This is a genomic window from Lysinibacillus sphaericus, from assembly GCF_005217585.1.
In the GTDB taxonomy this organism is placed as follows: Bacteria; Bacillota; Bacilli; order Bacillales_A; family Planococcaceae; genus Lysinibacillus; species Lysinibacillus sphaericus.
In genome coordinates this window covers 1,221,203-1,246,554 of record NZ_SZPT01000002.1, presented here as the reverse complement: position 1 = coordinate 1,246,554, position 25,352 = coordinate 1,221,203, and the positions used below count along the sequence as shown (strand labels likewise).

23 protein-coding genes and 3 pseudogenes are annotated in these 25,352 nt (G+C 34.4%); 22 read left to right on the top strand and 4 right to left on the bottom strand.

The window, feature by feature from the left end; all coding sequences use genetic code 11:
- Positions 1-9: 9 nt before the first annotated feature.
- From FC748_RS11570 to FC748_RS11560, 3 genes are all read left to right on the top strand, one after another.
- Positions 10-954 carry an NAD(P)-dependent oxidoreductase gene (locus tag FC748_RS11570; protein WP_108029564.1) on the top strand — a complete coding sequence of 315 codons (945 nt, stop codon included), beginning with the start codon at positions 10-12 and terminating at the stop codon, positions 952-954.
- Between the two features lie 359 nt (positions 955-1,313).
- The gene (locus FC748_RS11565) at positions 1,314-1,643 is read left to right on the top strand and encodes a DMT family transporter (RefSeq protein ID WP_108029565.1); all 330 of its coding nucleotides are present in this window, start codon (positions 1,314-1,316) and stop codon (positions 1,641-1,643) included.
- A 22-nt stretch (positions 1,644-1,665) separates the two neighbouring features.
- Positions 1,666-1,995 carry a DMT family transporter gene (locus tag FC748_RS11560; RefSeq protein ID WP_024361570.1) on the top strand — a complete coding sequence of 110 codons (330 nt, stop codon included), beginning with the start codon at positions 1,666-1,668 and terminating at the stop codon, positions 1,993-1,995.
- Between the two features lie 186 nt (positions 1,996-2,181).
- Here the strand turns inward: FC748_RS11560 and FC748_RS11555 are convergent.
- Positions 2,182-3,336 (bottom strand): annotated as a pseudogene (locus tag FC748_RS11555) (IS1182 family transposase); the annotation flags it as partial.
- A 530-nt stretch (positions 3,337-3,866) separates the two neighbouring features.
- On the opposite strand from FC748_RS11555, the gene FC748_RS11550 reads away from it, so the two are divergent.
- The 15 genes and pseudogenes from FC748_RS11550 to FC748_RS11490 all read left to right on the top strand — a co-directional run bounded on the left by FC748_RS11550 (position 3,867) and on the right by FC748_RS11490 (position 17,426).
- Positions 3,867-4,151 carry a CD3324 family protein gene (locus tag FC748_RS11550; protein WP_107894599.1) on the top strand — a complete coding sequence of 95 codons (285 nt, stop codon included), beginning with the start codon at positions 3,867-3,869 and terminating at the stop codon, positions 4,149-4,151.
- 257 nt (positions 4,152-4,408) lie between these two features.
- Positions 4,409-5,026: a GNAT family N-acetyltransferase gene (locus FC748_RS11545; RefSeq protein ID WP_108029566.1), complete on the top strand. Its 618-nt coding sequence runs from the start codon at positions 4,409-4,411 to the stop codon at positions 5,024-5,026.
- A gap of 747 nt (positions 5,027-5,773) precedes the next feature.
- Positions 5,774-6,148: a hypothetical protein gene (locus FC748_RS11540; RefSeq protein ID WP_108029568.1), complete on the top strand. Its 375-nt coding sequence runs from the start codon at positions 5,774-5,776 to the stop codon at positions 6,146-6,148.
- Between the two features lie 520 nt (positions 6,149-6,668).
- A complete protein-coding gene (locus FC748_RS11535; RefSeq protein ID WP_108029569.1) occupies positions 6,669-7,556 on the top strand; it encodes a hypothetical protein in 888 nt (295 codons plus the stop codon).
- Positions 7,557-7,984: 428 nt separating this feature from the next.
- Positions 7,985-8,962: a bacteriophage abortive infection AbiH family protein gene (locus tag FC748_RS11530; protein WP_108029570.1), complete on the top strand. Its 978-nt coding sequence runs from the start codon at positions 7,985-7,987 to the stop codon at positions 8,960-8,962.
- A gap of 796 nt (positions 8,963-9,758) precedes the next feature.
- On the top strand, positions 9,759-10,361 hold the full coding sequence (locus FC748_RS11525) for a hypothetical protein (RefSeq protein WP_137102305.1): 603 nt from the start codon (positions 9,759-9,761) through the stop codon (positions 10,359-10,361).
- Positions 10,362-10,405: 44 nt separating this feature from the next.
- On the top strand, positions 10,406-10,624 hold the full coding sequence (locus FC748_RS11520) for a hypothetical protein (protein ID WP_108029573.1): 219 nt from the start codon (positions 10,406-10,408) through the stop codon (positions 10,622-10,624).
- Between the two features lie 159 nt (positions 10,625-10,783).
- A complete protein-coding gene (locus FC748_RS22330; RefSeq protein WP_238600112.1) occupies positions 10,784-10,951 on the top strand; it encodes an NUDIX hydrolase in 168 nt (55 codons plus the stop codon).
- Positions 10,899-11,156: an NUDIX hydrolase gene (locus FC748_RS22325; RefSeq protein ID WP_341867448.1), complete on the top strand. Its 258-nt coding sequence runs from the start codon at positions 10,899-10,901 to the stop codon at positions 11,154-11,156. Before FC748_RS22330 ends, FC748_RS22325 begins: the two co-directional genes overlap by 53 nt.
- Positions 11,143-11,859, top strand: coding sequence for a tyrosine-type recombinase/integrase (locus FC748_RS11510; protein ID WP_108029697.1), 717 nt, complete (start codon positions 11,143-11,145; stop codon positions 11,857-11,859). Before FC748_RS22325 ends, FC748_RS11510 begins: the two co-directional genes overlap by 14 nt.
- Positions 11,860-11,923: 64 nt before the next feature.
- Positions 11,924-12,472 carry a hypothetical protein gene (locus FC748_RS11505; protein ID WP_108029574.1) on the top strand — a complete coding sequence of 183 codons (549 nt, stop codon included), beginning with the start codon at positions 11,924-11,926 and terminating at the stop codon, positions 12,470-12,472.
- Positions 12,473-13,175: 703 nt separating this feature from the next.
- Positions 13,176-14,150 (top strand): annotated as a pseudogene (locus tag FC748_RS11500) (IS30 family transposase).
- Positions 14,086-14,439: a hypothetical protein gene (locus FC748_RS11495; RefSeq protein WP_167492675.1), complete on the top strand. Its 354-nt coding sequence runs from the start codon at positions 14,086-14,088 to the stop codon at positions 14,437-14,439. Before FC748_RS11500 ends, FC748_RS11495 begins: the two are co-directional and overlap by 65 nt.
- A 323-nt stretch (positions 14,440-14,762) precedes the next feature.
- Positions 14,763-14,924: a hypothetical protein gene (locus FC748_RS22085; RefSeq protein WP_167492674.1), complete on the top strand. Its 162-nt coding sequence runs from the start codon at positions 14,763-14,765 to the stop codon at positions 14,922-14,924.
- Positions 14,925-15,236: 312 nt separating this feature from the next.
- Complete coding sequence (locus tag FC748_RS11490) at positions 15,237-17,426, top strand: glycoside hydrolase domain-containing protein (RefSeq protein ID WP_108029576.1); 2,190 nt, start codon at positions 15,237-15,239, stop codon at positions 17,424-17,426.
- A 544-nt stretch (positions 17,427-17,970) separates the two neighbouring features.
- Here FC748_RS11490 and FC748_RS11485 read toward each other — a convergent pair.
- Positions 17,971-19,121 (bottom strand): IS3 family transposase gene (locus tag FC748_RS11485; RefSeq protein ID WP_108029577.1). Its coding sequence is split into 2 segments (ribosomal slippage): positions 17,971-18,848 and positions 18,848-19,121, totalling 1,152 coding nucleotides; the frame shifts between segments, so codons are not numbered across the junction.
- A gap of 453 nt (positions 19,122-19,574) precedes the next feature.
- Here FC748_RS11485 and FC748_RS11480 point away from each other — a divergent pair.
- Both FC748_RS11480 and FC748_RS11475 read left to right on the top strand, forming a co-directional pair.
- Entirely contained in the window at positions 19,575-19,913 is a 339-nt protein-coding gene (locus FC748_RS11480; RefSeq protein WP_238600125.1) for a peptidoglycan recognition protein family protein, read from the top strand.
- Between the two features lie 305 nt (positions 19,914-20,218).
- Complete coding sequence (locus FC748_RS11475; protein WP_108029578.1) at positions 20,219-20,503, top strand: hypothetical protein; 285 nt, start codon at positions 20,219-20,221, stop codon at positions 20,501-20,503.
- 652 nt (positions 20,504-21,155) lie between these two features.
- On the opposite strand, the gene FC748_RS11470 is transcribed toward FC748_RS11475, so the two are convergent.
- A complete protein-coding gene (locus FC748_RS11470; RefSeq protein WP_108029579.1) occupies positions 21,156-21,344 on the bottom strand; it encodes a hypothetical protein in 189 nt (62 codons plus the stop codon).
- A 285-nt stretch (positions 21,345-21,629) separates the two neighbouring features.
- On the opposite strand from FC748_RS11470, the pseudogene istB reads away from it, so the two are divergent.
- Positions 21,630-22,329 (top strand): annotated as a pseudogene (gene istB, locus FC748_RS11465) (IS21-like element helper ATPase IstB).
- 240 nt (positions 22,330-22,569) lie between these two features.
- Entirely contained in the window at positions 22,570-23,292 is a 723-nt protein-coding gene (locus FC748_RS11460) for a MerR family transcriptional regulator (RefSeq protein WP_024361566.1), read from the top strand.
- On the opposite strand, the gene FC748_RS11455 is transcribed toward FC748_RS11460, so the two are convergent.
- A complete protein-coding gene (locus tag FC748_RS11455) occupies positions 23,284-25,305 on the bottom strand; it encodes a HelD family protein (protein ID WP_108029580.1) in 2,022 nt (673 codons plus the stop codon). The two genes, FC748_RS11460 and FC748_RS11455, sit on opposite strands and share 9 nt — an antisense overlap.
- Positions 25,306-25,352: the final 47 nt, after the last annotated feature.

Below are 25,352 nucleotides of genomic sequence, written 5' to 3'. Positions count from 1 at the left end.
GTAGCATAAATGAATGTGTTAATCACAGGTTACTTTAACGATTATTCTAAACAGAGAGTTACGCAATCGTTCCCTGAAAACTGGACTATTCAAATCGTTGAACCTCAGCGAATCGAAGAATTTATCAGTGAAGCGAATGTATTAATTCCAGAGCATATCGAAGTAGATGAAGCCTTATTAAATAAAGCACAACAGTTAAAATTTGTTCAGACGGGCGCTGGTTTTGACAATGTTGATATTGAAGCGTGTAGCAAAAGAAATATTTGGGTAAGTAATGCGGCTGGAGTCAATGCGAATGCAGTTGCTGAACATATTATGGCATTGATTCTTGGGTATTACAAAAATATCTCGTTCTTGGATCAGTTTATGAAAAATAAAGGAGATGAAACGAAGCTAGAGTATACTGGCAGCGAGTTGCTAGGAAAAACCATCGGTACTATAGGTTTTGGGGCGATTGGCTCCAGAGTAGCGGAACTGGCCAAAGCTTTTAAAATGAATGTTCTAGCATATGACACGAATAAAAATATTCAAAGTAATAATGATGTAGAATTGGTTGATTTGGATACATTAATTAGAAATTCTGACGTAATTACAATCAATATTTTTCTAAACGAGTCTACAAGAAATTTAGTCGATAAAACATTTTTAAAGCAAATGAAAAGTAATGCATTATTGGTAAATACAGCAAGAGGGCCGATTGTATGCGAAGATGATTTGATTGAAGCTTTAGAAAATAATGTAATCGGTGGAGCTTGTCTGGATGTATTTGCTGTGGAGCCATTAGATTTAGATAGTAAACTACGAACTTTGAAAAATGTTGTCTTAACCCCGCATTCTGCAGGTATGCCGGATGGCACAAAATTTCATGAAGCAAGGTATCGTTTCTTTGTCCAAAATATCGAAAGAGTCATGCGCAATGAATCACCGCAAAACAATTTGAATCAAATCAAATAAAGTATAGCTTCGTGATGTGGAATCTAGGATTACCTTCTAGCCCGTTTGCCCCACGCATAGACATACTAGCCTGAGCAATAGAGGTGCTCCGGGTTAGGACGATGTTGAAGAGATTACATATCCTTATCGGGCGTGACAGACTGGAAGGGAACAGAGCATGCATACTGATAGAACAGAAGGCGCGCGGCAAGACAGCCGGGTGCCTTTTTGTGATGCCTGAATCAAGTGAACCAGTTTATAAATGGATGTTTTGACCTTCTTTCGAAAAGGTGAAATGACGAAATCTGTATAGTATTTGAAACTATCTAGAGGATACATTATGCAAAAAAGTAAATATGAAAAAATAGGAGGAATTAATCTTGAATCCATATGTAATTTTGGCAATAGCCATCGTAAGCGAAGTAATTGGTAGTTCAATGCTAAAAGTATCAAATGGATTTAAAAAGTTATTCCCTTCCATCGGAGTTGTAATAGGTATGGGGATAGCTTTTTACTGCTTATCTTTATCTCTTAAAACAATTCCATTGGTTACCGCTTATGCGATATGGTCTGGGGTAGGAACAGCATTAACCTCTTTGGTAGGCGTTATTGTTTATAAAGAAGGTTTTAATTTTAAAAAATTTTTAGGTTTAGCCCTAATCATTGGTGGAGTTGTCGTATTAAGACTCTCAAGTGGTAGCACGCATTAACCTTTAGAATCGGAGGTAATATATGAAAGGTTATATGGCTTTAGGAATGTCCATTATTAGTGAAATAGTTGGCGTGACAATGCTTAAATTATCGGAAGGATTTACAAAATTATTCCCTTCCATTGGAATTATCGTTAGTTTTGGACTAGCGTTTTATTTCTTATCATTATGTCTTAAAACGGTTCCCTTAAGTTTAGCTTATGCGATATGGTCAGGAGTAGGCACAGCATTAACAGCGGTAATTGGAATACTTTTTTGGAGAGAACCATTCAGTATCATGACATTAGTTAGCATAGTATTAATAATTGGAGGGGTAGTTTTATTAGATGCTTCTAAAAGTCCAGAAAAATAAGCGATTTTTCTTAAACTCTAGTGAATCAGAAATATAGCAAGAGGCCTGTATCCTATGATTACAAAAAATCTTTCTGAAAGAGGCTGGGACATAACTAGCTTCGATTAGTGAGAAATCCGAATTTGAATTTATTTAAATTTGGATTTCTCTGTTTTTTATGTTGTCTCCATATAGCTTTTAGCTAATGGCTGTGAATTTAAGAAAATTCACAGCCATTAATGCGAGACCCATCTCGTTATCAACCTTCGATTTTCCTCGTACAGAAAATCGAGTGAAACGCAAATCAGCCTTCAAGAATCCAAAAACGGGTTCCACGTCAATTTTGCGTTGACGATAAATGGTACTCGTTTTTTCTTCTGAAAGCTTTGTTCTCACATGTTCTTTTTGTTGTTCCCACTTCTCATTCACTGTTAACTTTCGATTCGTTCCTTCTTTTGCTTTTGTACAGAATGAACGGAGGGGGCAGCCGGAACAGTCTTCACATTCGTATACCTTAAACTCACGCGTGTACTCATACTTATCCGTTTTCGTGGTACGATATTTAAATTCAAGCTGTTGTTGGTTTGGGCAAGTATATCGATCATTTTCTTCATCATAAGCCCAGTTCCCTGTATTGAATTCGTTTTGCTTATACGGTTTCCTCTGTTCTTTTACATACATGTTGTATGTGATTAAGGCTTCTCGCTTACGGTTCACAAGGATATCATCATAATTTTGTTCGCTTCCATATCCAGCATCTGCTACGATATGTTTTGGTAACTTCAAATAATGTTGTTCGATTTCATCCAAAAATGGGATTAATGTACGTGTATCCGTTGGATTCGAAAAAATGCTGTAGGCAAGCGCATACTGACCCTCTGTTGCTACTTGTATGTTATAACCTGCCTTCAATTGACCATTTTTCATATAGTCATCTTTCATACGCATAAATGTCGCATCCGGGTCTGTTTTCGAGTAACTATTTCGTCCGTCAAAGATTTCGAAGTCTCTTTGATATTTTAGTTTGCGTTCCATATAGTCGATTAATTGTTTGCGCGTTTGCTTTGGGAATTTTCGTTCCTTTCTTAAAGCCTTTCGCTCTGCTACATCCGATGAGTCCCCAATTTTTCGATTGTATTCAGAAATCACTTCATCTACTTTTTTAACCATTTGGTCAAGGTCTTCCAATGCTAATTCCTGTTCATTTTCCCGTTCCATTTCGGGTATGATTTCTTTTTCAAGTAGCTCATTGTATAGCTGGTTGGACTTTTCAATGAGTCCGTTATGATATTTCTCAATCGACTTTTTCCAAACGAATGTAAATTTATTTGCATTCGCTTCAATTTTTGTTCCATCAATAAAATTGCTTTATATGGCATGGTTACGTATAGCTCTACTTGCAATTATTACTTTAATGGTGGAATAAATGAATACACAGACTATAAGGAACAATTCGTAAAAGAGATCTATGAGAAAAGAAAATAATTTCTTATTGAGCTTACGGGATGCTTTTACATTAACAAGTAAAAGGTCACTTACTTAATATACTACAATCGGGCGCTTTTTTTGAAGATTATTGAGTTGCATAGGCAGCTCTTTTTTCTTATTAAACTAACGAAGTCGGTTAGTTTAACAATAAAGTGTTAATATTTATTTTGAAACAACTAATTTTTGAAGCAGATTAAGGTATTGGATTCTTATAAATCAAAAATAGATATGGTATAATATGTATTAAATGTAAAGCGGAATTGTATTAAAATCTAAAATTGCAAGGAGGAATGAGTGTATGAGAAGGAATACTATTTTTGCATAGCAAAGGCTATTGCATAATAAAATAATTGAAAATAGCCTTTGCTCTTCCTAAAAGAAATACTAAAATTAGGAGTGCAAAAATGAGCTATAAAAAAGCAAAGCATATACTTCCAACTGAGTTGGTGGAGTTAATACAGAAATATGTTGATGGTGAATATATTTATATTCCACGAAGAAAAGATAGTAAAAAGAGTTGGGGGTCCAGTACTGCAACCAGAGGAGAATTGGATCTAAGAAATTCTAATATATATAATGATTATCTATCGGGGTTGAATATAGCTTCTTTGTGTGAAAAATATTATTTGTCATCAAAAAGTATTCAAAGAATTGTATTAAAAGAAAAAAGAAAAAGAACAAATTTTTAAAATAAGCCAATGTAGTTTTATGCCGCATTGGCTTATTTTCTTTTATGAAATAAGTTTGAGGTTTTTTCAAGTGATGTAAGTCAGATATAATCTAAACAACTCTTATAAAAGGTAAGGGAGCCAGCTAATTGATTTTTGATACCCAGACGTAGTTTATCTAGATTAATGAACTGAAGTGGAAGTATGGGCAGACATTGTTACTTAAGGAATTGTTTTTTTGCAAAATGAATATTAGCAAAGGAAGAGGGGGGATAGATATGAACAATTTATTTACAATAGATTGTGGTGACATATTGCTTAGAGAATTTAGAATTGAAGATGCTGATGCTATTTATGAGCTTACTTCACAACCTGAAGTTTATAATTTTCTGCCAGATTGGCGTTCAACAAAAGAACAACGAACAAACTGGGTCACGAATTATGAAATTCCAGACAATAAAAAGTTTTTGTTAGCTGTACCTAATATTAGTGGTGCTAATTATTTGAAGTTGGGAATTATATTGAAGGAAACTGGAGAATTTATTGGTTTCTGCAATACAGGTATTAAAGAAGAGCTAAGTGAACCAAACCGAGAAGTTGTTTATGCAATTTCAAAGCAATACAGTTGTCGTGGATACACAACAACAGCAGTAAAAGGATTGATAAAATATTTGTTTGAGAATACAGATGTAGAGCTACTTAATACAGTTGTTCTACCTCACAATTTAGGCTCAAATAAAGTTATTCAAAAATGTGGATTTCGTTTTAATGGAGAAATTGAAATTGAAGACCAAATTCATTATCATTACACTCTTAACAAAGAGGATTGGAAAGGGAAAAAATCACTAAGGCTATTGAAATATTCAACTAGTGGGAGTGTTTCAACAATAATGTAGACGTTTACTTACTAACCAAGCGCTCCATTAGTTGTTTAAATTTTGGTAAATCTGAAAGACTGTTGATTTCAAAATCCATTTCAACATTTAGCGCTATGTACATACTAATCACCTCTAGATTAGTATGAAAAAGAAAATCAATTCTGTACATAGTTATTCAAGCAAAAGTGTGCATATTTACATTATCATTTGTAAGCATATCATTTGTGATAGTGAGGTGCTATCAAAGTAGCCCTCCCCACTTCTTAATAGACCAAATTTTAATTGACGAAAATAAGTTGATTTTAAATGGTAAGAGAGCTCAAGAACAACGAATCGGACAATTTTGGCAAGAACTTCTCACATACGATGAAGAAGGCACATTATGAGAACACACGTATAAAGGGATCGTAACAGGACAAAACCCTACAAATCGAGCGGTATTTGTTAATATAGAGGGTCAAGTCGTAAGGATGGCGCTTATTCTTTATGGGATCATCAAAATTTCATCACTGAGTTAAGGCTTCCCGCAAACTACACTCCTTTGGTGAATCTGAACGCTGTATTAGGAGAAATGTATAGTTGGACTGAAGAATTACGGCAAGAACGTTTGACAGTGCTTAAAATTATTGGCGACGCAGTATGTGCCAATGATGAACAGCTGCGTCGATTTTTAAGTACTGTTATGAGTTATTCAGCTACTAGCGCTCATATAAATTTTCTAAGAAAAAAAGTTTCGTTCAACGTTATAAGTGTTATTTAGATTCTGTGTTAGATGAAAATGGTGAACGGTTAAACCTACGTAACCCAGCACCGATTAACTTAGGTCCTGCAGGTTACTTACTTATGTCCTACCTATATAGTGGCGTCTTTTTCATGGATGCGGGTGCTTGGCTTGATAGCAATGCCGATGCAACCATTCAACGTTTTGTGACGATGAATGAAATTCGTTGTTGCTTTGCAGAGAAAAGTATTGCTCGCAAATGGAAATGGTATCCAACAATAGGTGAACAACGTGGGTATAAGAAGCCGTTAGCTGTTATGGAAGTCGGAGAAGACACAGAGGAGTATGATAGTCGGGCATGGATGATTTTTGAAAGAGCTCAATTAAAGCAGAATTTCCTAGGCTTTTTAAAGGATTGATTAAATTTATATCGAAATCTATACGAAAAACATGGTTATGTTCCAGTATCTGAATCAAGAGCCGATGGAGAAAAAATTGTAGTTATATCGTGCTCTAGCGTTACGGTTGCTAATGTAATTCAAGAAGAAATCGGATTACACAAGTTCCCTTTTACTATATGGGTACTAATAGATGAATGGTTTGACACAGGAGAACCTGTCACGCATGCATTTGCAGCACCACAAAAGGTTGGTGCCAATTACGAACTAAAACGCTTAAAGTTGAACATGTAATACAATTGTAGATATATAAAAATATTGATTATTTATAACAAGGTTGGATTACCTAAAATATAGATTGATTAAAGATCCTGTGCGAGTTGCAGGATCTTTTCTTATTCCATAATCGGGCCAGATTATGGAGTGACTTTATTAATTGTTTCATTAAGATTGTGAAGAAGTGTACTTATGCCAACGTGGCAGTTTAGTTGAATTAAAAATGTTATAATATTATTAAAATTCAAGAAATGGAGTTTGGAAAATGAAGAGTATTAAAAGATTGATTCAAGTCATCTTAGCAAGTACATCAATCCTAATTCTTAGTGGATGTTTCTCTAAAGATGATCTGAATCAACCAATACAAGAATATTTAGAAACAAACTATGGAATACAAGGTGAGTTTTCTGTTATTCAGACAAGTAATAATTGGTTTGAAGGGATTGACCATCAAACTTATATAGAAATGAAACAGCCATATCGTGCTTATCCGTTCCTAATGATTGATAGAGATACTTTGAAGATTTTAGAAAAAGAAAGTGGTGACGATATTTACCTTTCACAATTCAAGGGTGCATATATTGAGCAACATCCAAAGGTAGTTCAAGTAGTTGAACAGATAATAACAAAATATGGTTTAGTGAAATACCCTAATGAATATGCACCAGTAAGAAATGCCCCAGTTTCAATATTTCCCTACGACAATATTGAGATAGGTGTAGCTAATTATCAAGAGCTACTTGACGAGTTTAAAACGACACAAAAGATAGATACTGTTAAACTTTTACCTACACTGATACCAAGTGACCCAAGAAATAATATTCCTGATGGTGAGCATGGCAGGTTTGCAACGCAACTAGGAGTGGTGAATTTTTATTTTGAATTTGACATTAACGAAAATAAACACCCTATTCCAAACGCCAAAGAATTAATTGAGGACTTCCAGAAAAGTGAAGTATTAGCAAAGGGTATATACAGTATCTATATGCTCGTAGATGACTCAAAACATTTTGGGGGATGGGAACATAATAGTGTAGTTTTGTTTGAAGTTGACGAAAATGGGAAATATACAATAATTGCCACTCCTGAATATGGTGATTTTTGGGACACTTACTTTTATGGTGATTACGCAACTAAAAAAAATATGGAATAGAATTTTAGGTTGAATTACTTAATTGGAATTGACTAAAAATACACATGGTGCTACCCCTATTAGTAATATTTTGTAATTAGGATTAGCGCTTGTTTTCATTAAAGGGGAAGATTGTGGAATAACAAAAGGTACTGATTAATTCGATAAGAGACTTGCTATACAAGTTTTTATACAAATAAAGAATTAAAGGGACAGTTTTGTTGAAGAAGGTTCTCGATTAACTTTATAGAATTAAATATAAGAAGTATTATTTTATAGGTGGGGACAAAATGAGAAAACCAATAGTTAACCTCGTTTGTTCGTTTGCCAGGTTTAAGTATAAAAGAGTATTCATAAAGGTTTGAAATTTTAAAGCTTAAAATCAAAATTGTATAAAAAGAGTTTGAGAAATCGTTGAACTAGAAAACATGAAAAGTTGAGAGTGAAAAATGACTAAATTATTTATAATCGGTAATGGCTTTGATGTTAGCCATAGTTTAAAAACCAAATATGAACATTTCAAAGAATATCTACTAGAAAAACACCCCGAGATAACCATGGATAAATTTGTCACTCTTACGGCTATACATGATAAAGATGGGGGACCAACTTATAATGAGGTAGAGGTGCTATCTATGTTGTTTTCTCTTATTACCTCTGCAGAATATTCAGCGCATATAGCTAGTAAAAATAAATGCATTGAATACAATGGAGAGTGGAATGAAATTGAAAAATCATTAGGGGAGCTTGATTTTAGTGAAGCTTTTGATTATATAGATGATATTTTAGATAAAGATGGGGATGTAGATCTATTTAAAACGTCCTATGTGAATGGGGATATTGCTGCAGGTCTAGTTATTCCAACGATAACTATTCAAAGATATTTTTCAGAATGGGTAAACTCAATCAGTTTAGATTCGGTTGAACCTAAACTAGACTTTGAGAAGCTAATTATTAAAGATGACCTCTTTTTAACTTTTAATTATACTGAAACTTTACAAGAGGTTTATGATATTAGCGAAGATAATATTTGTCATATTCATGGACGACAAGGAGAAGAAATTTTCTTCGGACATGGAAATACTCAGTACTATTATGAAGCTTATATGCAAAGTCATATTGGTTCAGAAAGTTCTCTAACTGAAATCGACAACCAACTTAGAAAACAAACTCAAGTGGCTTTAGAAAATAACTTGGTTTTTTTCGAGCAAATTGAGTCAGAAAATATAAATGAAATATACTCTTATGGGTTTTCTTTTAGTGATGTTGATGCTATTTATATGGAAGAAATTTTCAGGAGGATTAACACTGAAAACGTTATTTGGTATTTGAATGATTATGATAAAGAGATTATCGGTAGTCAAATTACTAGTCTGAAAGATCTTGGGTTTAAAGGACATTTCAATACCTTCAGTATTAAGATATAAACTGGTAAATCATTTAGAAAAATGTATCAAGTTATTTATGGGTCCAACCACGTTACTGTATTTAGGAGTATTATTAATTATAGTTGGATTTATTATCTGAGAATAATCCTCCTTTAATTTAATAAATACAAAGCGAAAATTAATCATTAAAATAAGTGATTTTAGGACATCATAGCAGAAAAATGATCAAACTTTTTTATTAAGATCTCATACTTATCTAAAAAGAGTAAATCCATTTTGAAATTCTTTTTCAAAATGGGGTTTTTGAAGTGCTATTAGATATGGATAGGAATGTTTTATAATCAATCTTATTTCCAAAGCTACAACAATTGTTTGGGAATTTACAAAGGGCAACGATGAGCCTATATCTAAGTCTCCGTTGCTCTTTGTCTTGTAAACGATTAAGTGGATATTGGTAATATTTTTAAAAATAATGAAGAGATTACCAAAAATGGTTTGACGAAAATGGTTAGCTATGCTAAATTTGTTGTAGATAAAAATAAGTTTCATATTGAAATTTACTTTCTATTTTTCTTGTAAAGATTATTATCTTTTCTCAAATTATTGCTCTTAAGTAGTGTGGTTGCTACATTGAGCGAATATAACTTAAGTAGTAAAGAGAAGGAAAGGACTTTCCTACCTTCTCTTTACTACTTAAAACAACTTTATAATTAAAGAATGTGAATACCCCAGTCTTATCAAAACGCGGCGCTAAATGCGCTAATGTGATTCATGCGTTTATTTGATAAGACTGGGGTTTTTGTGTTTTTTACGCACTCATGCCCACGGAAGGAGAATGCAAGTGTCAATTTTACTTGCGATAACCGAGCCTACATTTTCTCAAGGTATACGAAGTTTACTTACAAAAGGTGGCCTTGAAATAATAGAAGATGAGGTATATCACAGAAAATATTTAAACGACACTATTGAATTAAATTCGCCTTCTATGGTGATTATTCATGACCTATATTTACCCTCTGACCTTACTGAAGCGGCAGAGCGTGATTTAGAAATGCTTCAATTAATAGAATTTTGGCGCTCTGTTTATGATAGCAATTTACGTGTAGTTTATTTATGTATGCGAGATAAGCAAGATTCTTTCCTAAGTCAACTAGTTGCTCGTAATGTACTAGATATTTTTAATGAACGAACAATGAGTCAGCAAAGAATGCTTGAACAATTAGCTGCTCCTGCAAGATTCGTGAATGTTCAAAGATTTGGTACAGGGAATATCGATTTTGAAATCATCGATGATGAACCACCAGGTGAGGTTAATTCTACTGATACTGTATCAATTAATGAAGATTTACTTATGCAGACACCAAGTTCATCGACAAAAGAAAAGACTGATTTAACTAGAAATTTACAGGTACTGCAACTAAACTTGGCACTCAATTAACTGAAGGCGCTAAAAAGGGTGCCAGCGCAGCATTAGCGGGCTCTATGGGGATGCTCATTTTATGTTCAGCGGGTGGTTTTGTTTTATATCAAAAAGCTGAAGAGCGGGAAATCGCTTTAAAAAAAGAATATCAGGCACAAGTAAATGAGTTGCAAGCGGTAGCTAACCAAAACGAAATTGGTTATGCACTTAAACACAAAGTAAAAGAGCCTGTGTTGATATGCAAGATCTTTTCTTATTTCACAATCGGGCCAGATTGTTGAATAAAAACTTAAATAGATATTACCAAATGACGCCTTGGGAAAATTTAGACTAACAAATATAAAATTAGAATTTAAGTTTTTTCATATTTTACTTTTATTAACTTATTTCGCGATATAATAAAAGTCTAGTTACACTAAAAATCCATAAGGAGTTTAACAATGGAAAAGTGGGATTTATATGATAAACATCGCAATAAAATAGCGAAACAAATAACTCGCAGAGATGAAATGGTTTCAGACGAGTTTCATTTAGTAGTACACGTTTGTATATTTAATTCAAAAGGAGAAATGCTTATTCAACAGCGTCAGCCTTTTAAGAAAGGTTAGTCGAATCTTTTGGGATATTACTTGTGGTGGTAGTGCTATTGCAGGCGACACAAATCAGCAAGCTGCTTCAAGAGAGTTATTCGAGGAGTTAGGGATTCATTATAATTTTGAAAAAATGCGTCCACAATTTTATACTATTATAGGGGTTTTAGTTGAAAAACAATCTTCTACAATCGAGCGCAATTCTGGATATGAACGAGTTTAATACAGATAGATTAAAGGAATATATAATACGATCAGGAGACCACTTAAAGCCTTCCAGTTTAGGACATAGGATTCGTTGTGTTAAATCATTATTTAGATGGTCACATGAAGAAGGTTATACTCTAAAAAATCCTGCAGCTAAATTAAAAGAGCTGAAATTAGGTAAAAGGATTCCTAAATTTCTCTCAGAATTAGAGATAGAACATCTAAGGGAAGCTTGTCAAACAACGATGGAGAAAGCACTATTTGAGTTTATGTATACAACTGGCTGCCGTATTGGTGAAATTGTAAAATTAAATCGAGAAGATATCGATTTTCAATCGAATTCAGTAATTGTACAAGGGAAAGGTGATAAGGAAAGGGAGGTGTACTTTAATACCCGCTGTTCTACTTGGTTAAAAAGGTATTTAGATAAACGAGAGGATAAAGAACCTTGTTTGTTTATTACGGACAGACGGCCGAAAAGGCGAATGAGCAGTGATAATTTAAGATATATTACGAAGCGCATATCAAATCGTGCTAGTATAAAAAAGAGTATACATCCGCATCAATTACGACACAGCTATGCAACGCATATGATTAATAACGGTGCACCAATTGATGTCATTCAAAGTTTACTGGGTCATGAAAAGAGTGAGACTACAAAGATATACGCTCAACTAAGCGGAAAGCTAAAACAAGATTTATACAGTAAATACTTTTAAAAAACTTTCATTCAATCAAGACACTCATGTAGAATTACAATACTTTCTAAAAGGAGGATATATAATGAAAGCAACGAAACTCGTATCATTAGCAATACCTATTCTATTATTAGTAGGTTGTGCGGTAGAAAATAAAGAGTCTACTCCTAAGACTGAGCAGTTAAGCAAATCAACAATGAAAACAGTAATATCAGAGAAACAGTATCCCTATTATATTTGTGAACAATTAGTAGAGTTTCAATACATGAAGGATTTATTAATAGTAAACTCGATGCAAGCTATGGAAGACAAAGAAAAAGATATTTTAAAAACAGCAAACAAGATGGATAAGATTTTAGACAATATGGAATATGTAAAAGTTCCTGATAAATACAAAGACATTCACAAAGACATACAAGTAGGGGTAACAGATGCAAGAAAAGCAATAAAGCTTATTAAAGACGCTAGTAAAGAGGATAAGCCGAATATGCAAGAAGCTGTACTAAAAAGTACTCCACATTTATCAGGTGTAGATGGAGATAATTGGAAAAACGCACTTTATGAGTTAAGTAAGGAAAACAAAGATGCTTATGGTAAAGCACTTGATAAATTAATGAAAGAACATGCGGAATAATATAGTACCATACAACAATTATAAGGGAGTTATGCGTAAAATTAGTTCTTCAACTAACGGGCTGCTTTAGTTTAACAAGAATTATGGTTATAATCTTCCACAATCGGGCGCGATTCTGTAACAAGGATCAGCGCTCGTTTTCATTAAAGGGCCATATTATTAAATAACATTCTTTTACGATATGTTGCCTAAATATGGTTATGAAACTATATAACTACAATTTACGTCTGTATTGAAAAGGGAGGAGCCATAATTATGTGGTTAATATTAGGTCTTATTGCGATAGTAGCAACTTTTATAAATCTTTTTATGTATACAACAGGTAAAGATTATAAACTTGCGAAACGGGGGCTTTAGTAGAAGATCTATGAGCTGTTCAGACAGCTCTTTTTCCTTATTGAACAAACGGGGCAGGTTTTTTTTATTAAGAAACGCGAAATAACATTTAAAGTTTTGCTAAAGAGGGGGAGAGAGTATCAAATTAGATGGTTCTATAGCAATAGTCACTGGTGCAAGTCACATCAGAGGAATTGGAACGGCTTTGTTTACAGATTTCCCTAAAAGTCAGTTGCATATGAAGCTCTTTTATTTATATGATGAATTGTAATATTAAGCGCAACACCTTTAAGACAAAATAAAAGAAACCCATAACGACCTCGTATAAAATGTAGTTACCACACCAACATTTTGAGGAGGAATCGTTATGAGCTATACTCATCTTACCATATTTGAACGCGCTAAAATAGAGGCCTATCTTGAATTAGGTTATTCCAAACGAGAAATTGCAAGGCAGCTAAAACGTAGTCCCTCCACCATTTCTAGAGAGCTGAAACGCTATACAAATTGGTCAGCTGAAGTTGCACACAATCACTATCAAGCAAATAAATCGAACTGTGGTGCGAAGCTAAAACTAACACCCGCTTTAAAAGAACCTGTTCAAGAGAAGTTGGGGGAAACATGGTCACCTGAATAGATTGTCGGCCGCTTGTATCCGGGAAAGCTGAGCTTTAAAAGTATCTACCGTTGGACGTATAACGGCTTATTAGATTTACCTTTAACGGTACTTCGTCAAAAAGGAAAACGCCAGAAACCTCGTGAAACAAGAGGACGATTCAATATCGGCACGCCCATTTCAAAACGGCCAAAAGAAGTCCGTAAACGGGACACCTTTGGACATTGGGAGTTAGATACAGTAGTTTCTGGACGTGGGCAAGCAAAGGGCTGTGTCGCTACATTTATTGAGCGCAAAACCCGTTGGTATACAGGCATTTTGATGCCAGACCGTTCTGCAAAATCAATGGAAGCAGCCATCAAAAAGTTACACCAACAATTGCCCAAAGGAGCAATCCAAACGGCAACAACCGATCGAGGAAAAGAATTTAGCTGTTACAATGTGCTGGAAAAAGAACTAAACATCCAAGTCTATTTTGCGGATGCTTATTCTGCTTGGCAGCGTGGCAGTAATGAAAACGGCAACGGCTTACTGCGCGAGTTCTTCCCTAAGAAAACGAATTTCGATCACGTGACACTAGATGACATGAATCAAGCACTCCATTTCATCAACAATCGACCAAGTAAATGCCTTGGTTGGAAAACACCATACGAGGCGTTTTGTGAAGAATTTTACAAAGGTTGTCAACTCGATAGGTGTGGAGAAAGGGAAGTTTATTACACGTGAATCAAGAACCACAACGCCTACATTTATTGGTCAGCTATTCCTTGATGGAGGCTATTTATTAGTAGCGATTGGCTTCCTATTATACGGTGCTTTAATTTCCCTCATCTATAATAAGGTAAAACGATCTGGTATTCGAAGCTTTCACACCGTTGCATATGCATTTGTTATTACAGTGTTTAGTGTCACAATGCATACAGGTTTACTCGATTTAATCTTTATATTAATGTTAGGTTTTGTCATTATAGCGTCTTCGGTTATTAAAACCGATAAGAAAAGTCTTCAATACTAAATGCAATGGGGCTGTCCTAATAATAGGATGCTCCATTTTTGGATTTTCATTTACTAAAACTATTCTCTAATATCTACTAAACACCCTCATATTCCAATAACTAGTTCCGGTCAAAGAAGCAGAAACACGCTTATGGAAAGGAATAACTACTGTCATACTTACTTTGGAAATCAATCTTTATTATAAAAACAACACGAGATAAATAAAGAACTAACTGTTTGGATTAAACTTTGTTTTAAAACAGTTAGTTTCTTTCTGTATAAATCAGCGTTTGCAACTAATCGAACTTTATTTAAAAGCTACACCAGGATTTATCGAAAATCTTGGCAATTTTTATTAAGCGTGAAAGCACGTTGACTAACTTTATCAATGATATTACCAAGCAATTTGAAAGACTAGCTACTGGTGTCGAACGTTTAACATTAGATGTCGATGATATAAAAGATGAATTAAAACTAAAACAAGAAAGAACAATTAAGAAGTAGGATATAGCCTTTCCATTCGTGGAAGGCTTTTTTCTTTTTTAAATTATTTAATTTTTCGCAATCTATTAATAATTATCGCAACAAAATAGAAAGAAACCCAAATTTAGTAGTATTAATATAGAATGTATGTTCCTGTATGTAACAAACATATTTCACCCATGTCGTCACAAAATGCATAAATTACCACACATTTCATTGTAGTGAGCGGATCTTTCACTAAGGTGAGTTTAAAGCTCATTTTGGTGAGAAGGGAGAAATTACAAGTGAATTGCTCTCAAATCTGCTCATAAAAATGGAAAAGGAGAGATAACAATGGATGAAATGGTATTGAGAGTTCAAAGATGGGTTAATCAAGAGTATAGTCACTTACCAGGGTTTAACGAAAGGGTGCCGGAAAATGGAAAAGTGGGTTGGCCAACGGTGTACGGTTTAACCCGAGCGTTGCAACTTGAATTAGGAATTACTAATACTGCCAATAGCTTTGGTCCAACAACTGCTAGTGCGTATAATCGTTTTGGTATTCTTGAATTAGGAAAAGTTCCAGATACTGATCAAGCGAAAAATATTGTAATGATCCTTCAGGGGGCAATGTATTGCAAGGGATATAATCCAACTGGATTTACAGGAACGTTTGGTGAGGGGACAAAAGCAGGGGTTATTAATTTACAAACCGATGCTGGATTACCTGTGAGAGATGGGAAAGTTTATGACTATGTTTTTAAAGCTTTCTTAACAATGGATGCTTATAGCCTCACTCCAGGTGGAGATGCAAAAATAAGACAAATTCAACAAGATTTAAATAATAAGTATTACAAAACTGCTGGAGTTCAACCAACAGATGGTCATTATCAACGAGGTACAAATAAAGCTTTAGTGTATGGCTTGCAAACAGAAATGGGAATTCCTGCAGCTTCTCAAACTGGCTCGATTGGTCCTGCGACAAAGGATGGATTACCCATTCTAAAAGAAGGTAGTTCGGGTAGATTTGTTACATTATTCCAGTATGCGTTATACTTTAATGGATATGATTCTAGTCCATTTTCAACAACATATAATGCGCTTATAGTAAATAAAGTTAAGGAATTCCAAGGATTCACACTACTGCCTGTTGATGGTGTTGCTAATAAGTCAACTTGGTTATCAGCATTAGTTAGTACGGGGGATCCAAGTCGAAAAGGAACGGCTTGTGATTGTATAACGGAAGTCACTTTAGAGAGAGGCAAAGCTTTAAAGGCTGCTGGTTATGAAACTGTAGGACGTTATCTTACTAATGTTACAGGTGGTATAAATAAAAAACTACAACCAGGTGAATTGAAAAATATTTTTGCTGCCGGATTATCTGTATTTCCAATTTTTCAAACTTATGGTGCACAGGCTTCGAGTTTTAATGCGAAACAAGGTGGATTGGATGCAAAAGCAGCATTCGATGCAGCAAAAGATTATGGATTCCAAGATGGTACTACTATTTATTTTGCAGTTGATTTTGATGCATATGGGACAGATATTACGGATAATATTCTTCCTCATTTCAATGCCATAAATAAGAAAATGGTTCAACTTGGTGGATCTTATAAAGTAGGTGTTTATGGGCCTCGAAGCGTATGTATTCAAGTTTCAGAGAAAGGTTATGCAAAGACAAGTTTTGTTAGTGGGATGTCCACAGGATTTAGTGGGAATTTAGGATATCCGCTACCAAAAAACTGGGCTTTTGATCAAATTTCAACGATTAAAGTTGGATCAGGTAGTGGTGCTATCGAAATAGATAATAATATTAAATCAGGTCGAGATAATGGTGTTACTAAAACAGAAATTGATAAGTTACCCTTTACACTTCAGCTTGTTGAAATGGCGAGAAATGCGTATAAAAAGAAAGAAGATCTACCAGCGGATTTTGAGAGTCCAGGAGGCTGGACGTTAATCGACGTTGATACCAATTCAAATACTTCTTTTGATGTACATTTGTATAGAAAAGGAACTTCAGTAGGAAAATATGCTTATACAGTTGCCTTTAGAGGTTCACATGAGGCGTTGGACTTTGTAGTAGATGTCGCACAAGTAGTGTTAAACATGGGTGGTTTACAAATTAATGATGCTGTTAATTATGTTAGAAAAGTAATACAAACTCATTCTGAAATGATGAGTCATTTGTATATTACAGGTCATTCACTAGGTGGGTACTTAGCACAGTATGTACAAAGCGAATTGATTGATGAAAATTTACCTTGGGTTGAATCAAACGCAGTGACATTTAATGCGCCAGGTTTTTCTACTTTTATGAGTTTTGATGATATTACACACAAAGTAATAATAGCCCAAAAAATTGCTAATGATAAACTTAAAAAATATGATGATCTTATAGTTAATCATCGTATTGGCAAAGATGCTATAAGTTTTTTTGGAGATGACTTAGGAACGGTGTATACTTATGTAGTTCCGTTTGATGATGCAAATCCTGTATATTATCATGGTCTAGATCGCTTCTATGAAGTAAATTTAATATAGAAGTGTTTCTAGTAAAGTCACTATATACTGATAGGAAACTAGCTGGTTTTTTATGAATATTTAACAGTTAATTTTATGGAAAATAGAGTCTTATCTCAATCGAGAAGAAGAGCAAAAAAATAAGGTGACTTCCTACTTAGTGGGATTCGGTATATTTATTAGACTATTAAAAGTCCTCCAGATTGTTTAACTGGAGGACTTTCGTTTTCACATAATTATCGTTATTGAGAGTTGATTAGTATTAGCTTATGAGTCTTAGAAGTAAAATTAGAACAATTAGATGTACAAAGATAATATATTATTTAAAAACACCGGTCATGTTGTTCACCAATTGGACCAGTACCCCAAAAGCGTTTCACGCTTAGAGCAATCCACCAGTTAGACTGGTGGTTCTGATACTATAGAGCTGCTAATACCCATCTAATGCATAGATAAGTAATGAAGTCTTAATAGTGAATTCATTATTAAAAAATAAACCTTTAAAAAAAATCCTTGTTTAAGGTTGGTACTGACCCCGATATATAAGACACTAAACAAAAAAGCATTACCCAACCAGTTGTCGGTATTGAACCGGCGACTGGTTGTTTAGTTTCGTTTGAATTCGGTTATTGTTATAATAGTTTATATAGTCTTTGACAGTTTGTTCTACGATGGCCGTCGTAGTACTGTTCAAATTGTCTAAGTAGAATGTTTCAGACTTTAACACAGAATGAAACGATTCGATTGGGGCATTATCAGCGGGCGTACCTTTACGGGACATGCTCATGGTAATGCCTTTTGCTTTTACGGCCTGTTGATAATCATACGATGTGTATACCGCCCCTTGGTCACTGTGCAACGTACACCCTTCGGGCAAATGATGAAGTTGAGCTAATGTATCCAGCACAAAATCAGTATCTTGGCAGTCTCCAATCGAATAGGCAATAATTTCACCATTATATAAATCTTGAATACTTGAAAGATACAACTGTTTTTGACCAAATGGCAAGTAGGTAATATCAGTTACGAGCTTCTGTAACGGTGCGGTGGCTTCAAAATCGCGATTTAATAAATTTGCTGCGATTGCATAAGGTTGTCCTGTTCGTTTCCGTTTTTTCACTTTCACGCGACATTGCCAACCATATTTTTGCATGATACGTTGAACCACTTTATGATTGACGCACATTTCTTGAAGTAAGAGTGCTGTAATTTTTCTGTAGCCATAGCGAAATTTATTTGCACGACAGAGTTCACCAATACGTCTCTCTATTGCTTGACGAGACCTTGCATCGGTTGATGCCTGTTTCCAACGATAGTAGGTAGATCGTGCAATCCCAAAATGTTTACAAATGTCCTTTACAGACATCATGCTTCTTAGTGACGCAACTAACTGTACTGCTACTTCTCCAACCACTTCCTCTCCAATTCTGCGTACTTTTTTAGCACCTCAATTTGTTGCTTTAAATAACGGTTTTCCAATGCTAATTTCATTTGTTCATTGTCCGGTTCAGGACCCTTATTAAAGATATATTGTTTGCCTACAGGTTGTTTCAAACGATTGACTTCACCATTTCTATACCAACGCACCCATGTTTCGACCTGTGTTTTATGGCGTATATTTAATTCCAATAGAATCTGTTTGACAGGTACACCCGCTAATCGCATCTTAATCGCTTTCATTTTTACTTCATAGGGATAACTCACTCTTGTTCCCATAGAAAAAACACCTCCAAATTGAAATTTAAGTATCTATACCCGAATTTCAATCGAAGATGCTTTTTTTATTTGTCTATACCTATTGGGGTCAGTTCCGTTTTCATGCGTCCCTCTTTTATCAAAGAATGGTGAAAAAGAGATAAAATTTTTCGATGTTTAACTTTACTAAATTTAGATAATAAAGGGGTACAGCCAACACTTCGGAAATTTTGAAGTTATACCTACCCAAGTCTAATAGCTATAAATATATCAAAGAAATAAGGAGAGAAAGATATATGTCATATACTATTATCAATAATTTCATCCCAGAGTCATTATATAAGCTTAAATCGCCATACAGGATGGTACCAGAATATATTACACTTCATAACACTTATAACGATGCGACCGCAATTAACGAAATAGCATTCATGCACCGGAATCCTGATCCGGTAAGCTACCACGTTGCAATTGATGATAAGCACGCTGTACAAGCCATCCCTTTTAACTGGAATGGTTTATCATGCCGGAGATGGTCCAAATGGTACAGGAAACCGTAAATCTATTGGAATAGAGATCTGCTACAGCAAATCAGGTGGCCCTAGATACTTTAACGCTGAAAAAAATGCAATAGAATACGTTGCATATGTACTTAAACAATATGGTTGGGGCATAGATCGTTTGAAATGGCATTATGATTGGATTAACAGTAAAGGAAAAAGGAAGAATTGTCCTCATCGCATCCTTGATGAGGGGCGTGATAAATCAGTTAAAGACCAAATTGCATTAAAACTGAAGGAGTTGAATAAATGATTCGGTAACTAAGCAGAAGAATACCAAATGCTAATAAATCCATTTACTTCGATATAAAAAGACAGTAGACAAAATCGAAATCTCCGAGTTTGTTTACCGTCTGAGAGAATAATAAATTTTTTTCATATTTACCATTATATATAAAATTGGACTTCATAACTTTTGAAACCTTATCGCCTTTCGGTTTTAAGGAATTCAACAAAAATGAGTAACTTTGTAATTACTAATTGTGTAGGGAGCGTGTGGATAGAATGGAATTTAATCAACAATTAATTACGTAGTTGACGAGGATTGGGGCAAATTGGGTGAGCAAAGAGGAGTCCCTAAAACAGGGAATCCTTACAATTAATAAACCAGAAAGACCACATGCCATGACTGATGAGCAGTACGACAGATGGGTAAAGGATTGTGAACTTCGCGCTTGGTTTAACTCGTTCGCAGATGACCAAAGAGAATACCGCAATAGACACATGAACATGAGAATTATGACTGTTTTTAATCAAAAAATTGGACCATTAACTAAAGAAGAAGAACTTTTGTACAAGACCACTTCTGATGCAAGCGACTGTACTAAAAGTTACCAAAAATAATGTCGTCCAAACTTTTACAATAGCATTATATGTATTTGCTCTGATTATTTGTTATGTTTGCTTATGTCACATTTATAGCATTCACTAAAGACCCTGAAACGGAAGAAATAATTAATCAATCAGAAATAAGAAATGCAGAACACGCTTAGTGGTATGAGGAATTGAAAAAGAAGTGGGACGATTAAAATTTCAAGATTTATCAACTGAGTGTTGAAAGTTAAATTAATCAGCGTAATTATGCGCTCGTATAGGTATATCGGAGAGTACCTGTCACGTATACTGTATATTTCGACTTTTCATTGTCATAACTACAGGCTATTTCAATGTTGTGTTATTATATCATAATGTGAAAAATTCATAATTATTAAGTGTAAATTGATTTCCTCTATAAAAATTTAGAATATAAAATATTTTGCTCTCAAATTTTAGTCTTAATGATAATAATGCTGTCACCATTTTTGCTATCTAATTCTAATTTAGAAATGACATTTAAATAATTTTTATAATTCTGTTGACAGAAGGCTTTCATAGTATCATTTGCACGTTCTACTAGTTTTGGCTGTAATTCTAGTCTCATTTGTTGGAAGATTGTTAAGTTTTCAACAAGAGATAAGCTATTATTTGAAAATGCTCCCTTTACAAGTTACTACTATTAAAAATCTATAAGCATACCGTTAGCCCGCAGCCTTTCTATTTGTTGTTGTTCTCGTACGATGGATTTGTATAGTCTCCATTCTTCTAAAAGGTTTAAATCCTCAATAAACTCTTTTAATATGTTCAGTTCCTCTACGATTGTAGGGAAGCTATGTGGTACATATTCATTAGCGGTTTGTATGCTCATTTACTTCAACCTCATTCTTTCATTGTAGTGTTGTAAATTTAGTTCAAATGTGGAAGTAGCACCTTTAGGTGCAGATAATAACTGCATTTTATGTACTTTATAATTTTCACTTCATCAAGCGCTTTAATTAATTGGCGCACACGATATAAAGTCAATCCTGTCGAATCTGCAATTTCATTTAGACTTTGATAGCAAGCTAATGATCTATCGCAAGATTTTATAAAAAAGTCCATTAGCAACTGGCCATCTAAAACAGAGCTTGCCTTTTTACAAGGAGGTAGTACGTTGGCTTGCCAAAGGCATGTAAATGAAGTCATTGACTTCAGTGTGCATAACCAAATGTCTTTCGTTGATACATTGATTAAATTAACGACCTATGAGATTGATGTGCGGGAACAAAATATGATGCATGCGATGGTGAAAGTGGGTGCATTTCCACATTTAAAAGAGATAAAAGATTTTGATTTTAGTTTTCAACCGTCCATTAATGAGCAACAAATCTTAGACTTTTTAACACTTCGTTTTATTGGAGGAAATGAGAATATTGTCTTTTTAGGTCCGAGTGGTGTTGGGAAAACACACTTGGCCACATCAATCGGGATTACAGCTGCGAAGAAAAGAACAAGTACTTATTTCATTAAGTGCCATGATTTAATTCAGAATCTAAAGAGAGCAAAACTCGAAAATCGATTAGAAAGCCGATTGAAGCATTATACGAAGTATAAGTTATTGATTATTGACGAGATTGGTTACTTACCAATTGAATCAGAAGACGCGAAGCTCTTTTTTCAGCTCATCGATATGCGTTATGAAAAGCGTAGTACGATTTTTACAACAAACGTGAATTTCAAATCATGGGATGAAGTCTTCCAAGAACCAAAGCTAGCAAATGCAATACTAGACCTTGTTTTACATCACGCAACGGTTGTAAGTCGTAGGTAGCTCGTATCGAATGAGGGACCATTTAGCGAAAGAAAACGAGTGATTTTGTACAAGCTTACGCAAGCGAAAGTGTACAAAATTGTGTTGACATTTATATAGATGCCTACACCTGGGAGCATATCTTGCTTCATTGGGTGCTTTTTTATGCCGATAATCAATCATTTTCTTTTATTCTATGGATTGGTACCCCATTGACCTAGCTATTGTTATCACTGGCATTTACCATTTGATATACTTATTAAATATCATTACATCCTATCTTTAGTTAGTGAGGCGGTCTTTTATGAGAACTAGTGAAATTGCCCAACTAGTTCAGGTTCATCCGAATACGGTTCGAATTTACGAAGAATGGAAGTTTATTTCGCCTGTGCCAAGAAAAGAGAATGGTTACAGAGAATATTCTTATCTTCATCTAATACAAATGAAAATTGCTCGGCTTGCTTTTAGACAAGAATTTATTCAAAATAATCTGCGGAAAAAAGCCACAAAAATAGTGCTACTAAGCGGTAGCGAACAGTTTAAGGAATGTTTACATGCTGCACAATCCTATTTAAGCTTTTTGCAAACAGAATATGATTATGCTTTAAAAGCAGTTAAAACGGTTGAACACTTATTGCAAAATCAACCAACTTCAACTGAAACATTTTCCCACAAAACTGTCGCGTCAATGCTTCAGTTAACAGAAGAAACATTACGGAATTGGGAACGGAACAATTTATTTACTGTAAAGAGAAACACACAAAATCGAAGAATCTATTCTGAGCGCGATATACAAAAATTGCTAATTATTCGTACGTTACGTAGTGCACACTTCTCGATTACAAGCATTGCCAATTTATTTCGGGAAATGGAACAATCGAAAGAAGATTTCAATCTACTACAAATATTACAATCGTCCACCTTTAAAGATGACTTTTTTCATGTAACGGATGATTTAATTACTCAATTAAAAATAGCGATGAAAGATTTGGAATCCATCATCGCTATACTAAAAACATTACAGTAATGGGGAAGGGGCGTTATTGTCTACTAAAAGCATTAATTCATGCATTGCCCGTGTGGAAGCGATATAAAGTAATCCATTATCAAATTCAGTATGATAATTAGCTTTGTTTACAAAGGGGATGATGACCATATCAAACTCAAGTCCTTTTGCATACTGTATTGTGGTTAAAAGTAGCCCTGTTTCAAACTTTTCTGATTGACCGTCCAGTACTGTAAATGATAAGTTTAAATGCTCTTTCAACACTTTTAAATCCCTCTCTGTTTTACAGATAATAGCGGTAGATTGATAGTCATTCCTCGCATTTTCATGGATTTGTTTCACCATTTGTTCTAATGTGTCATACATTAATTCAATTGGTTCCCTCCCATGCCTTTCAATCGGATGAATTTCACCATTAAACATAAACTTTTTCGCATACATGGCAATTTCATACGATGATCGGTAGGTTGTTGTTAATTCTACGTATTCTAGATTATTATACATGGCTGCAAATGCCTCTTTTGATATCGTTTCATACGGCAAAAGCGCTTGGCTAAAATCACCAATAATTGTTCGTTTACAAGTAAACACACTAGACAATACTGCATACTGAATAGGAGTATAATCTTGCATTTCATCCAACACAAAGTGCTGGACAAGCTCATATCTTTTAATTCCTTTAAAATAAATTTGGACATATAGATAAGGGTAGACATCATTAAATTCAAATCGCCTTTTTGAAAACTTAACTATATTTTCGCCAAGTGTGTCAATAAAGGCACGGTAAATTGCCAATGGTGAAGTAAACAAGAGACGCTTTTTTAAGAGCTTTGTAATTTCAGTTTTAGTTGGTAATTTACCTTCTCTAGTTCGCTTGGACTTGAGTACAAGAATAATATCATCTGCTAAAAGCTCTAATCGTATGACAACCGGCTCTTTTCTATATTGAAGGAAACGCCCTTGTAAATAATCTGCTTTTAGTTCTACACCAGCAAAGGTTATACTTTCGTTTTTAAGAAGCTTCAAGTCTAATTGATTCAAAAAAGCTTGTAGTTTTTGTACAAATTGATAATTTCCTTTGATTTTTGCACGAGTAGCCAACGCACTGTTTGGATTCGATATAATGCTTTTCGTTTCTTCTTCAAATGGTGTAAATGTTACAGTAGCTGGCAATAAATTTGAAGTAAACTCGTCCAAAGTAAAGGAACGAATCGGCTCTTCACCAAGCTCAGGGAGGACAGTAGAAATATAGTCGCCGAATACTTTATTAGGGGACAAAATAAAAATACGTTCAGCTTGTAACGTATCACGGAACTTATATAAATAATAGGCGATGCGATGTAAAGCAACAGCTGTTTTTCCTGAGCCAGCAACGCCTTGAATGATGACATTATGTGCGGATTCATTTCGCACAATCTTATTTTGCTCCCGTTGAATCGATGTGACGATTGTTTTCATCTTTTCACTTGCATACTGATTCAATGTTTGCTGAAGAACTTCATCTTGTATCGTTAATGAGCTATCAAGCACATATTGCAGTTTAGAATTTTCTATTTTAATCTGACGTTTTTTAATAAGCTCACCATCAAATTGTTTATCCATCGCAACATAATGTGCTTTACCAATTTCAAACTCGTAGTACATATTGCAAACGGGTGCACGCCAGTCGTAAATTAATTGCGTTCCTTCTTCATCAGCAAAACCAAAACGTCCAATATAAATTGTTTCTGCCTCACAAAGGTCGTCTCCAAGATATAAAAAATCGAATCGTCCGAAATATGGAGAGGTAATTAGCTTTCTTATCTGCTCACGTTCCGTCACATGAGCGAAACCTCGCTTATCAATCATACTTAATGTTTGTTGGTAATTATACACTTCAAATTTATCCAGTTCACTTTTATATTCAACCATATATTTTTGTAAATCTTTAAAACGATAATCTTGATGATTTATATCTGTTGAAAGTTTTTTATTTGTAATTGTTAATTGCTTTAAAGTTTTTTCAAGATATGTTATTTCGTTTGGATCTATCATAAGAATCCCTCCATCTCAAATATTCACCCAGTTTATCAAAAAGAATC